The following is a 12008-nucleotide window of genomic DNA, read 5'->3' as shown; positions in this document are numbered from 1 at the left end:
ATGATCGCCGGGATCGCCGTGCTGGGCACCGTGACCGCGACCATCGCCAGCTGGTTCACCGAGCAGATCCAGCGGTCCCGTACCGAGGCCGCCCGCCGCGACGAGCCCGACCCCGCCGGGCCGGGCACCCCCGACCCGGCCACCTGGACCGAACTCCTCGCCGAGCTCCGCCGGCTGCGCTCCCGCCTCGACGAGCTGGAGGCGGCCCCCGGGCAGCCGCCCGGCTGACGCCGCGTCAGACCGGCGGGGACAACCCGGCGTCGTGCACCAGCAGCGCCACCTGGACCCGGTTGTTCAGGTCCAGCTTGGTCAGGATCGCCGAGACATGGGTCTTCACCGTCGCCACGCTGATGTGGTGACGGGCGGCGATCTCGGCGTTGGACCGGCCCGCGCCGAGATCGAGGGCGATGGTGCGCTCCCGCTCGGCGAGGCGCTCCAGCCGTCGCCGGGCCGCGGCCCGGGTGCTGTCCCGGTCGGTCTCGGCGACCCGGTCGATGAGCCGGCGGGTCACCTCCGGCGAGAGCACCGGACGGCCCGCGGCGGCGTGCCGGACGGCGAGCACGAGCTCGTCGGGCGGGGTGTCCTTCAGCAGGAACCCGGCGGCGCCGGCCCGCAGCGCGCGCAGCACGTGGGCGTCGGCGTCGAAGGTGGTCAGCACGACGACCTGCGGCGCGCCGGGGCGGCGGCGCAGCGTCTCGGTGGCGGTGAGCCCGTCGGTGCCCGGCATCCGGATGTCCATCAGCACGACGTCGGGCCGGTGCCGCTCGGCCAGCGCGACCCCCTCGGCCCCGTCCCCGGCCTCGGCGACGACGGTCAGGCCGTCGGCGCCGCGCAGCATCATCGACAGTCCGAAGCGGACGACCGGGTCGTCGTCGACGATGAGCACCGCGACGGGGTCGGAGGTGGTCACGACGGCCACGGTAGCCGCATCCCGGTCCGCCACCCGCCGTCCGGGGTCGGGCCGTGGTCCAGCCGGCCCCCGACGAGCGTCGCCCGCTCGGCCAGCCCCCGCAGCCCCTGCCCGGCCCCCGGCCGGTCGGCGCGGGCGGGCCGGGCCGGTGCCGGGTTCGCCACCTCGACGACGAGCCCGTCCCCGGCCCCGCCGGTGACCGTCACCGTGACCGGGGCACCCGGCGCGTACGTGCGCGCGTTGGTGAGGGCCTCCTGCACCAGCCGGTAGGCGGTGCGCCCCGCGGTCTCGGGCACCGGGTGCTCCCCGGTGGTGACGCCGGGCCCGTCGTGCAGGACGACCGCGGTCCCGGTCCGGCGGGTCTCCTCGAGCAGCTCCCCGACGTCGGTGATCCCGGGCAGCGGCAGCTCCCCCACCGGCGCCCGGAGCACCCCGATGACCTCCCGCAGGTCCTGCAGGGCGCGGTGGGCGTTCTCCCGCACGACCTCGGCGGCCCGCGCGGTCTCCTCCGCCGGCGCGTCGCGGTGGAACGCCAGCGCCCCGGCGTGCACGCTGAGCAGCGACAGCCGGTGCCCGAGCACGTCGTGCATCTCCCGGGCCAGCGCCTCCCGCGCCTCGTGCGCGGTGCTCTCGGCCCGCAGCGCCGCAGCGGACTCGGCCATCGCGGCCCGCTCGTGCAGCGACTCGACCAGCAGCCGGCGGCTGCGCACGACCAGCCCCCAGCCGAACACCGCCGCGTGTCCCGCCACCAGCGCCCCGACCAGCAGCCACAGCGGGGCCTCCGGCGCGGGCCGCCAGAGGTAGTACACCGCGAACGACGCGAAGCTGCCCAGGAACACCGCGGCCGAGACCCGGGCCGGGCAGCGGGCGGCGACCGCGAACAGCGCGACCAGCCCCGGGACGGACGCGAACTCGGAGAACGTGCACAGCACGACGACGCCCACGGCCACCGGCAGCGGGTAGCGGCGCCGCCACCAGAGCGCGACGCAGGCGAGCATCCCCGCCACGACGTCGACACCCAGCAGCAGCTCGGGCCCGCCCGGCGACGACACCACCCGCAACCGGGCCATGAGCAGCCCGATCAGGGCCGTCACCACGACCACCAGGCCGTCGACGACCCACCGCCGGTACGCCGCGACATCGGTCATGCCGCCGAGGCTAGGGCCCGTACCGGTGCGGACGCCTCCGTCCCGAGGCCCGGACGCACTCATCCTTCGGACGGACCCCGCACGGGCAGGACACTCCCCCGGACCGATCCGGACGGCCGGGTGGCCGCCGCAGCATCGGCCCGATGCCCGCCCCGCACCGACGCCTCCGACCGCTCGCCGTACTCGCCGCCGCCGTCGCACTGGCCGTCACCGGCTGCGCCGCGGCCGTACCCGCCGCACCCGCCGTCCCGCCGCCCGACCCGGTCACCTGGACCGGGTGCGGTCCCGGCCTGGAGTGCGGCACCCTCGAGGTCCCCCAGGAGTACACCGACCCCGACGGCCCCCGGGTCGCCCTCGCGGTGATGCGGCACCGCGCCACGGATCCCCAGCGCCGGATCGGCACCCTGTTCTTCAACCCGGGCGGCCCCGGGGTCGCCGCGACCGACACGCTGCGCGCGATGCCCGCCACCCCGGGGTCGGCGGGCACGTTCGGGCCGGAGGTGCTGGCGCGCTTCGACGTCGTCGCGATGGACCCACGCGGCGTCGGCGCCTCGTCGGCGGTGCGCTGCCGCACCGACGCCGAGCGCGCCACGGCCGCCGCGAGCACCGCCGCCGACCCCGCCGTCCCCGGCGGCGCCCCGCTGCCGACCCTGCTCGCCGAGGCGAGGGCGCTGGCCGAGGGCTGCGCGACGCACCGGACCCCGGCGTTCCTGGCGAGCCTGTCCACCGACAACGTCGCCCGCGACCTGGACCGGCTCCGCACCGCGCTCGGCGAGGAGACGATCACCTACTACGGCATCTCCTACGGCACCGTCGTCGGCCCGATGTACGCCACCCTGTTCCCGGACCGGGTCCGGCAGATGGTCCTCGACGCGCCCGTCGACACCACGCTGTGGACCGGGGACCCCCTGGAGTTCCTCGACGAGGTCGCCGTCGCGAGCGAGCGGACCCTCGGCGCCTGGTTCGACACCTGCCGTACGGACGGTGCCGCGGTCTGTCCGTTCGGCGCCGGCGACCCGGCCGCCGCGTTCGACGCGCTCGTCGCCGGTCTCGAGCGGCGCCCCGCCCCGGCCCGGGTGGTGGAGGGCCTCGCCCCGGCCGGCGTCGTCGACGGCGCCATGCTGCTGGAGACCGCCCGCGGCGCGGCGGGCGAACGCACCCTCTGGCCGGTGCTGACGACGACGCTGGCGACCGCGCAACAGGGCGACGGCACCCTCGCCCACCTGCTCCACCGCAACCTGACGGTCTCGCCGTTCGGTGTCCCGACCGCGACGCAGGAGCAGCACACCGCGGTGCGCTGCGCGGACTGGAACACCCCGGCCGACGTCGGCGCGCACACCGCGGCCGCCGAGCGCGCGGTCGAGCACGCACCGCGGATCGGCACCCGCGCCGCCTACAGCGCGCTGGCCTGCGCGGTGTGGCCCGCGCCGAACACCGACCGGGTCACCGCACCGCTGACCGGCGCGGGCGCCCCGCCGACGCTGGTGGTCGGCGGCAGGCTCGACCCGGTCACGCCCCACGCCTGGGCGGAGCGGACGGCCGACACCCTGGACCGGGCGGTCCTGCTGACCCGCGAGGGTGTCGGGCACGGCTCGTACGGCACCGACCCCTGCGTCGACGCCGCGGTGGAGGCCACGCTGCTCGACACCACGCTGCCGGCGGCGGGCACCGTGTGCACACCGCCGCGGGCCACCACCCGTCCCGGGGCGGTCCCGGGTGGCTGAGGTCAGCCGTGCGTGTGCCCGTGCACGGCGAGGTGGGCGACGACGTCGCCGGGCCTCACCCCCGCACCGCGGCCGCGAGGGCCGCGAGGTCGTCGGGGTGCATCCGGGCCGGGACCGGCTCCGGTGCCGCGGCACGCAGCCGGTCCCGTTCCGCGGCGAGCCCGTCCCGCTCCCGGCGGGTGTCGTCGAGCCGGCGGGTCAGCTCCTCGACCGCGGTGCGGGCGCTCTCGTGCTGCGCACGCAGCCCCTCGGCGACGGCGCGGGCCTCGGTCAGCAGGTCGCGCTGCGCGGCGAGCCGGCTGCGCTGCTCGACGACGGTCTCGACCAGACCCGCCCGGTCGGCGACGACCGCGGCGTGGTCGGCCCGCAGCGCCGTCAGGTCGGCGTCCAGGCGGTCCCGGTCGCGGGTGGCGGCGTCGGCGCGGGCGAGGGCGGTATCGCGCTCGTGCTCGGCGGTCCGGGCGGCGAGCAGCGCGGCCTCCCGGTCCCGGGTGGCGGTCGCGGCGGTGTCCCGGGCCTCGCGGGCGTCGGCGACGGCGGCGTCCCGGGCGGCGACGGCGTCGGCGGCCTGCTGCCGCGCCGCACCGAGGGCCTCGGTCGCCGCGAGGGCGGTGGCGGCGGCCTCCTCGGCCCGGGTCACCGCCTCCGCCCGCTCCTGCCGGGCCTCGGTCGCGGCCCGGTCCGCCTCGCGGGCCCGGCGCTCGGCCGTCTCCCGGGCGGTGTCGGCCTGCCGACGGGCGGCGTCGGACTCGGCGGCGCCCGCGCGGGCCGCCTCGGTGGCGGCCAGGGCGTCGCGCTCGATCTCGTCGAGCCGGTCCAGCACAGCGGTCAGCGCCCCGGACAGCTCGGCCACCGGCCCGGCGAGCGCGCCGACGTGCTCGCGGAGCCGGTCCGCGTCGAGCGCGAACGCCCCGGTCCCGGTGTCGAGGCCGAGAGCACCGAGGGCCTCCCGCTCGGCGCGGGCCATCTGCGCGCACGTCCGCCCCTGCTCCCACCGGGTATCCCGGCAGAACGACCGCGGACGGCCGCCCTGCGGCCCGGGCGGGGGCAGCTCCGCCCGGCACCGGCTGTATCCGCACCGCACCACCGTGTCCGTCACGTCGGCCATGCTACCGGTTCGGTTCATACGAACTGCTGCACGGTTCTTGGTTCAGTTACCTGAACTAGCACAACACGGGATAATGCAGAGAATCCCGGGTCGGCCGAGCCACGGGTGCATCGACCGTCGCCGGGGCGCGCGGGAGCACGCGGGGAACCGGGGGGCGGCGGAGGGATCGAGCGTGGCCGCGCGGCGTCGGGCCCCGGTCACCGGCGATAGCCTGGTCGTGACCCGGGCGGGAGGAGCAGCGATGGGCAGGACACCGTGGATCGGGCCGAAGCGGGTCGGGTGGGGGCTGCGCCCGCAGACCCGGCAGGGCCGGGTGGTGACGGCGGCGTCCGCCGCCGCACTGCTCGTCGTCCCGGTCGTGCACTGACCGTGCACCCGGTCCCGCGCCCCGCCGACCTCGACGCCGTCCGCGACTCCTACGACCGCGTCGCCGACAACTACGTCGACATGGTCGTCACCACCGGCCTCGGTGACGTCCGCACCCATCCCTGGCTCCGGGCCGCCATGGACACCTTCGCCGACGCCGTCGCGGGCCGCGGGCCGGTCCTCGACGTCGGCTGCGGGCCGGGGCAGGTCACCGCCCACCTCGTGGAGCGCGGCGTCGACGCGTCCGGGATGGACCTCTCCCCCGCCATGGTCGCCCACGCCCGGCGGCTGTACCCGCACTGCCGGTTCTCGGTCGGCTCGGCCACCGAGCTCGCGGTCCCCGACGCCTCGCTCGCCGGGGTCCTGGGCTGGTGGTCGCTGTTCCACCTGCCCCGCGACGTCCTTCCGCACGTCCTGGCCTCCTTCACCCGCGCCCTCGCCCCCGGTGGGCGGCTGATCCTGGCGACCCACGTCGGCGACGGCGAGCTCGAACGCACCGAGTGCTACGGCGGCGTGCCCGTCCGCTGGACCACCCACCTGTGGCGGCCCGAGCAGCTGCGCGACCTCCTCGGGCGGGCCGGACTGCACCCCGAGGCCGAGCTCCTCCTGCATCCCGACGAACGGACCGGCCCGGGCGTGGTGATCATGGCGCGGGCACCGGGACCGGCAGGATGACCCCGTGACCGACCCCGCCCCCACCGGCGTCCCCGGCGCCGAGCTGCTCGCACCACAGGTGGACCTGCCACTGACCGAGCAGGAGGCCGCCTACGTCGCGGCCGCCCGGTCGGCCAACACCCGTCGCGGCTACGCCTCGGACTGGCGGGAGTTCAGCGGCTGGTGCGCCCGGCACGGGCACGAGGCCCTGCCTGCCGCCCCCGAGGCGCTGTCCGGCTACATCACCGAGCTCGCCGGGGCCGGGGCGAAGGTCGGGACCATCAGCCGCCGGCTGTCCTCGATCCGGTTCGTGCACGTCATGCGCGACCTGCCCGACCCCACCGACGCCCGCCGCGTCACCGCCGTCTGGGAAGGCATCCGCCGCACCCACGGCGCCCCGCCGGTCCAGGCCCGGCCGCTGATGCCCCCCGACCTCGACGACGTCGTCGACGCCTGCCCCACCACCCGCAGCTACGCGACCCGCCCGGGTGAGGACGACCTCGCCGGCCTGCGCGACCGGGCCCTGCTGCTGGTCGGGTTCTTCTCCGCGCTGCGCCGCTCCGAGCTGGCCGCGCTCACCGTCGCCGACGTCGCCGACCACCCGCGCGGCCGCGTCCTGTCGATCCCCCGCTCCAAGACCAACCCGTACGGCACCGAACCCGAGCTCGTCGTCCTCCCGCACGCGCACCGGGCCGCGCGCTGCCCGGTCACCGCGCTGCGGACCTGGCTCGACGCAGCCGGGATCACCGAGGGCCCGGTGCTGCGCAAGGTCACCCGCGGCAACCGGGTGACCGACCGGCCGCTGCACCCGGAGTCGGTCAACGAGATCGTCCAGCGCGCGGTGGCCCGTGCCGACATCGGCCCCGGCCCCTGGTCGGCGCACTCCCTGCGCGCGGGCCACGTCACCTACGCCCACCAGCGCGGCGCCTCCGACCGGGCCATCGCCCACCAGACCCGACACCGCTCCCTGGCCACCGTCGGCGCCTACATCCGCATCGACAACGCCTGGGAGGACAACTCCGCCGCCCTGCTGGCAGGTCTGTAGCCGTGCCCCTCCACCCGCCGATCGAGCCCCACGACGCCGGTGTCCTCACCACCGACGACGGCCAGGCCCTCTACTGGGAGACCTGCGGCAACCCCGACGGACGACCCGCGCTGGACCTGCACGGCGGGCCCCGGATCGGGTGCCTCGGCCGGGGCCCGCCGGTACTACGACCCCGAGCGGTACCGGATCGTGCTGCTCGACCAGCGCGGCTGCGGCCGCAGCAGACCGCTCGCCTCCGACCCGGGCGTCGACCTGGGGCGCACGCAGACCACACAGCTGCTCCTCGACGACATCGAGCGGCTCCGCGAGCTGCTGGCCATCCACTCCTGGGTCGTGCGGGGCGGCTCCTGGGGCAGCACCCTCGCCCTCGCCTACGCCCAGGCCCACCCACAGCGCGTCGACGCGCTCGTCCTCGCCGCGGTCACCACGACGACCGGGCGGGAGGTCCGCTGGGTCACCGAGGACATGCGCCGCATCTTCCCCTCCGCGTGGGACCGCTTCGCCGGCGCCGTGCCCGCCCACCTGCGTGGCATCCGCCTCGTGGACGCCTACGCGACCCTGCTCGCCGACCCCGACCCGGCCGTGCGCGAGGACGCCGCCCGCGAGTGGTGCCGCTGGGAGGACACCCACGTCTCCCTCGCACCGGGCCACCGGCCGAGCCGACGCTCCGAGGACCCGGCGACCCGCTGACCCGGGGTCCGCACCACACCACACCGCACACCGGTCGCCGGCCCGGCCACCGGACCTCCCCGGCCGGCGCCGGCCTCTCCCGGTCTTGGCGGTTCGGTTGTCGTCGTTTCGTCGACGATTCGCTGGCGTCAATGCTTCATTGACAGAGAAGGGCTGCGACGTGGGAGTCGCCGGCGGCCCCTCGTCCGCACGGCCGCCCGGACCTCGCCCCCGCCCTGGACGCGATCGGCGTGAGAACCCGTCCACCCCGGCGGCACGCCCACGTGTCCTGTCGACGCACGAACACGGGGCGTCGATGACCGACCGGGCCGGGGAGCCGAGGCCAGACCGGCCCCCGGCCTCGGCTCCCCGGCCCGGACCGCCTGGTGATCCGCGCCGACCGGGGTAGCGCCGGCACGACCGGCCCGGCCACGGTCGTTCCGGCCGACAGCGCGAGCCGGCCTCCCCTCCCCCGGCTCCGCGGCCGACGGGTGTCGCCGCTCGGTTGACCGGGCGTACGCGTCAATGATTCCTTGACACCGTGAGTCCCGGCGCTGTGGTCCCCGGCGCGTTGACCCTCCGCCCACAGCGGCTCTACATTCCGGTGACGATCCCCGGTGCCGACTCCGTGCACCCCGCCTGTCGCAGGAGTGCACCCTGTCCACGATCCCGCTGTCCTGCCTGGACCTGAACCCGGTCCGGCCCGGCGGAACCGCCACCGACGTCGTCTCCGACGCGATCGTGCTCGCACGCCACGCCGAGTCGCTCGGCATGCTGCGCTACTGGGTCGGCGAGCACCACCTCAACCCGGTGCTCGGGTCGACCAGTCCGATGATGCTGCTCTCGCACCTCGCGGCCCGGACCGAACACATCCGGCTGGGCGTCGCCGCCACCCTGGTCGCCTACCACCCGCCGCTGCGCCTGGCCGAGGACGCGACGCTGCTGTCCGCCCTGTCCGGTGGCCGCACCGACCTCGGGCTGGGCCGCTCGGTCGCCGCCCGCACGCCGCGCACCGTCGGGTTCGACCACGACCGCCCGCACGTCGAGGCCCGGCTGCTCGAACGCGGCCTGGGCACCTTCAGCGGGCGCTGCGACCAGCTCCTGCGCCTGCTCGCAGGCAAGGAGCCGGGACTGCAGGGCACGCCGGTCGACCTGCTCGACGCCGTGACCCCACAGGTCTGGGTGCATGCAGCGGGCGCGGGCGAGAGCGCCGAGTACGCCGCGCGCAACGGGCTGCCGATGGGCGTCGCCTACTTCTCCCGGCCGACCACCGTGCTCGAGGCGATCGATCTGTACCGCGAGCGGTTCGTACCGGGCCCCTACCGGGACCGCCCGCACGTCGCGATCGCGGTATCGGCGCTGGCCGCGGACACCGAGGACGAGGCCGCCGCACTGGGCTCCGGCTACGACGTCTGGCTGCGCGGGCTCGCCCTCGACGCCGGTGCGCACCACTACCCCACCGCCGACGAGCGGGCCGGTCTCCCCCCGCTGGACCCGGACGAGCAGGTCGCGCTGGACGACCGCCTGCGGACCCGCGTCGTCGGCCGGGCGGACGCGGTGGCGAGCCGGCTCGCCGCGATCGTCGAGGCCGCGGAGGCCGACGAGCTCGTCGTCGAGACCGTCGCCCCCACCCTCGACGACCGCCTGCGGTCCTACGAGCTGATCGCCCGGGCGTGGGCCCGGATCTGACCGGGCCCACGCGACGGGTCAGAGCATCGCCCGCTCGGACGGTTCCACCTCGGTGACCTCGCCGGAGGCGAGCTTCGCGCGGAACGCCCGGACCTCCTTCTTGACCACCGGGGCCAGGACGTACAGGCCCAGGATGTTGAAGAAGGCGAGCAGGAAGAGCACCGCGTCGGCGAAGTCGAGCACGCTGCCCAGGGTCAGCACCGAGCCGACGACCACGAAGAAGCAGAAGACCGTCTGGTAGACGCGCTCGGACACCGTGTTCTTGCCGAACAGGTAGGTCCAGGCCTTCTGCCCGTAGTAGCCCCACGTGATGATCGTGGAGACGGCGAACAGGAACACCGCGACCGCGAGCACGTAGGGGAACCACGGCAGCACCGTGGCGAACGCGTCGGAGGTGATGAGCACGCCGTCGGCCACGTCGGAGCCGCCGCTCGCGAAGGCGGTCGCCTGGGCCTGCTGCCAGAAGGGCGTACCGGCGATCACGATGGTCAGCGCGGTCATCGTGCAGATGACCACGGTGTCGACGAACGGCTCGATCAGGGCCACGTACCCCTCGGTGGCCGGGTTCCTCGTCCGCACCGCCGAGTGCGCGATCGGCGAGGAGCCCAGGCCCGCCTCGTTCGAGAAGGCCGCCCGCTGGAAACCGACGATCATGGCGCCGAGCGCACCGCCCACCACGCCCTCGGCGGAGAACGCTCCCGAGAGGATGAGGCCGAACGCCGTCGGGACCTGCGCGATGTTCACGGCGATCACGACGAGGCAGGCGGTCACGTAGACGATCGCCATCGCCGGGACGAGACGACCCGTGACCGCACCGACGGACTTGATGCCCCCGAACACGACCGCCCCGACGAGCGCGGCCAGCAGCAGACCGAAGACGAACGCGGCGCCGCCGCTGCCGAGCAGACCGGTCTCGCCCCCGGTGACGTTGCGGAGCTGGGCGAAGGTCTGGTTGGCCTGGAACATGTTCCCGCCGGCGACGCCGAAGAAGAGGATCATCACCGCCGCACCGGCGGCAAGGACCTTGCCCAGCCCGCGGCCGAACGCGTTGGGGATGCGCTCGGCGACACCGATCCGCAGGTAGTGCATCGGACCGCCGGACACGGTGCCGTCGGGGTGCACTTCGCGGTACTTCACGCCGAGGGTGCACTCGACGAACTTGGTGGCCATGCTGAGCAACCCGGCGACGATCATCCAGAACGTCGCGCCGGGACCACCGATCGTGACCGCCACACCGACGCCGGCGATGTTCCCCAGACCGACGGTGCCCGACAACGCGGAGGCCAGAGCCTGGAAGTGGGTGATCTCCCCCGGCTCGTCGCGCCGGGTGTAGCGGCCACGGACGATCCGCAGGGCGAGCCCGATGCTGCGGAACTGGACGAACCCGAAGTAGAGGGTGAACAGCACCCCGGCCAGGATCAGCCAGCCCACGATCAGCGGGAAGTCCGCTCCGAGGACGGTCACCTCGTAGAAGACGATGTTCGACAGCCCGGTCGAGATCGGGTCGAACACCGAGTTGATGGACAGCTCGATGCTCTCGAGCACGCCGGGTCGCGGCGGTGCCGTGGTCGGTACGGAGGTCATGGGGCGGAACTTCACCCCATGTGGACACGAACCACAACAATACGGACGAACGGTTACCGGATCGTCGATGTCGGCCGGGGCCTTGACCTCGACCGAGGTGGAGGTCGGATGCTCCCGGGACGTCCCCCGAGAGGATCAGCATCCGATGGAGCTGACCCCGCCCGTCTCCCGGTTCGATCAGGCCTACCGCGACGGCGACCCGCCCTGGGTGATCGACGAGCCGCAGCCGGCGGTCGTCGCACTCGTCGGCTCGGGAGCGGTCGCCGGCACCGTCCTCGACCCGGGTTGCGGCACCGGCGAGCACACGATCCTGCTCGCCGGGCTCGGGTACGACGTGCTCGGCGCCGACGCGGCCCCGACCGCGGTCCGGCGGGCCCGGGAGCGGGCCGCGGCCGCGCGTGGACGCCCCCTTCGTCGTCGCCGACGCGCTCGCCCCGGACGGCCTCGGCCCGTTCGACACGGTGGTGGACAGTGCCCTGTTCCACCTGTTCGACCCCGGTGACCAGGCCCGCTACGCCCACGCGCTGGCCGGGGTCGTGCGTCCCGGCGGTGTGGTGCACGTGCTCGCCCTGGCCCGGACCGGCGCCGCCGCCGAGTTCGGCCCCGTGATCGACGCGACCGACATCCGGGCCGCGTTCACCGGACCGGACTGGACGGTGGAGACCGTCGGACCGGCGTCCTACCGGGGGGTCGTGACCGCCGGCCTGGCCGGGTCCTACGGCGAGCCGGCCGGGACCAGGGTCGAGGTCCCCGCCCATCTGGCCCGGGTGCGGCGGCGCTGATCAGCTCGGCCGGGCGGGCCGCCGCTGCGGCACGCAGCAGTCGACCGCGCAGGGCGCCCCCGTTGCGGGTGCACCCGGCGGACGGGCCGGTGCCCAGCCGCCGGGCGGGCACGCCGTCGGAGTGCTCCCGCACGAGCTCGACCACCATGTCGGCGAAGCGTGGGTCGGGTCCGGCGGTGGCGGCGCGGGCGAAGCCCATGCCGTGCTCGGGCTCGCTCGGCCGCCTCGTTGTCGAGGTCCCACACGACTCGACGTGGTCGGACACGAACCCGACCGGCGCGACGACGACCGCGGGCACACCCTTGGCGTGCAGGTCGTCGATGTGGTCG

General features: G+C 75.6%; 12 protein-coding genes and 2 pseudogenes. 9 read left to right on the top strand and 5 right to left on the bottom strand.

Going from position 1 to position 12008, the window contains the following annotated elements:
• A pseudogene (locus KPF22_RS00060) lies at positions 1–228 on the top strand (hypothetical protein); the annotation flags it as partial.
• 7 nt (positions 229–235) lie between these two features.
• Here the strand turns inward: KPF22_RS00060 and KPF22_RS00055 are convergent.
• Complete coding sequence (locus tag KPF22_RS00055) at positions 236–910, bottom strand: response regulator (RefSeq protein ID WP_374107439.1); 675 nt, start codon at positions 908–910, stop codon at positions 236–238.
• On the bottom strand, positions 907–2058 hold the full coding sequence (locus tag KPF22_RS32640) for a sensor histidine kinase (RefSeq protein ID WP_208820838.1): 1152 nt from the start codon (positions 2056–2058) through the stop codon (positions 907–909). The genes KPF22_RS00055 and KPF22_RS32640 overlap by 4 nt, the downstream gene beginning before the upstream one ends.
• Positions 2059–2201: 143 nt before the next feature.
• Between KPF22_RS32640 and KPF22_RS00045 the strand changes: the two genes are divergently transcribed.
• A complete protein-coding gene (locus tag KPF22_RS00045; RefSeq protein ID WP_224400885.1) occupies positions 2202–3782 on the top strand; it encodes an alpha/beta hydrolase in 1581 nt (526 codons plus the stop codon).
• Positions 3783–3837: 55 nt separating this feature from the next.
• Here KPF22_RS00045 and KPF22_RS00040 read toward each other — a convergent pair whose 3' ends face one another.
• Positions 3838–4881 carry a response regulator receiver protein gene (locus KPF22_RS00040; protein ID WP_224400884.1) on the bottom strand — a complete coding sequence of 348 codons (1044 nt, stop codon included), beginning with the start codon at positions 4879–4881 and terminating at the stop codon, positions 3838–3840.
• Positions 4882–5131: 250 nt separating this feature from the next.
• Between KPF22_RS00040 and KPF22_RS31690 the strand changes: the two genes are divergently transcribed.
• The 5 genes from KPF22_RS31690 to KPF22_RS00020 all read left to right on the top strand — a co-directional run bounded on the left by KPF22_RS31690 (position 5132) and on the right by KPF22_RS00020 (position 9313).
• Entirely contained in the window at positions 5132–5257 is a 126-nt protein-coding gene (locus KPF22_RS31690; RefSeq protein ID WP_255623970.1) for a hypothetical protein, read from the top strand.
• A 2-nt stretch (positions 5258–5259) separates the two neighbouring features.
• Positions 5260–5931: a class I SAM-dependent methyltransferase gene (locus KPF22_RS00035; RefSeq protein ID WP_224400883.1), complete on the top strand. Its 672-nt coding sequence runs from the start codon at positions 5260–5262 to the stop codon at positions 5929–5931.
• 4 nt (positions 5932–5935) lie between these two features.
• Complete coding sequence (locus KPF22_RS00030; RefSeq protein WP_208820836.1) at positions 5936–6955, top strand: site-specific integrase; 1020 nt, start codon at positions 5936–5938, stop codon at positions 6953–6955.
• A gap of 39 nt (positions 6956–6994) precedes the next feature.
• Positions 6995–7645 (top strand): alpha/beta fold hydrolase, encoded by a 651-nt coding sequence (locus tag KPF22_RS00025; protein WP_224400882.1) that lies wholly within the window; start codon positions 6995–6997, stop codon positions 7643–7645.
• A gap of 618 nt (positions 7646–8263) precedes the next feature.
• Positions 8264–9313 carry an MsnO8 family LLM class oxidoreductase gene (locus tag KPF22_RS00020; RefSeq protein ID WP_208820914.1) on the top strand — a complete coding sequence of 350 codons (1050 nt, stop codon included), beginning with the start codon at positions 8264–8266 and terminating at the stop codon, positions 9311–9313.
• A gap of 18 nt (positions 9314–9331) precedes the next feature.
• On the opposite strand, the gene KPF22_RS00015 is transcribed toward KPF22_RS00020, so the two are convergent.
• Entirely contained in the window at positions 9332–10897 is a 1566-nt protein-coding gene (locus tag KPF22_RS00015) for a sodium:alanine symporter family protein (protein WP_208820834.1), read from the bottom strand.
• Here KPF22_RS00015 and KPF22_RS32835 point away from each other — a divergent pair.
• Together KPF22_RS32835 and KPF22_RS32830 are read left to right on the top strand one after the other, a co-directional pair.
• Positions 10791–11399, top strand: coding sequence for a methyltransferase domain-containing protein (locus KPF22_RS32835; protein ID WP_308010344.1), 609 nt, complete (start codon positions 10791–10793; stop codon positions 11397–11399). The two genes, KPF22_RS00015 and KPF22_RS32835, sit on opposite strands and share 107 nt — an antisense overlap.
• Positions 11296–11679 (top strand): class I SAM-dependent methyltransferase, encoded by a 384-nt coding sequence (locus tag KPF22_RS32830; RefSeq protein WP_308010345.1) that lies wholly within the window; start codon positions 11296–11298, stop codon positions 11677–11679. The genes KPF22_RS32835 and KPF22_RS32830 overlap by 104 nt, the downstream gene beginning before the upstream one ends.
• Before the next feature lie 181 nt (positions 11680–11860).
• Here the strand turns inward: KPF22_RS32830 and KPF22_RS33500 are convergent.
• Positions 11861–11977: pseudogene (locus KPF22_RS33500) on the bottom strand (ferrochelatase); the annotation flags it as partial.
• Positions 11978–12008 lie beyond the last annotated feature (31 nt).

Source organism: Pseudonocardia sp. ICBG1034 (genome assembly GCF_020131375.1).
Classification (GTDB): Bacteria; Actinomycetota; Actinomycetes; order Mycobacteriales; family Pseudonocardiaceae; genus Pseudonocardia; species Pseudonocardia alni.
Note: the sequence above shows the minus strand (reverse complement) of the source record. Positions and strands in the feature narration are given on the sequence as shown.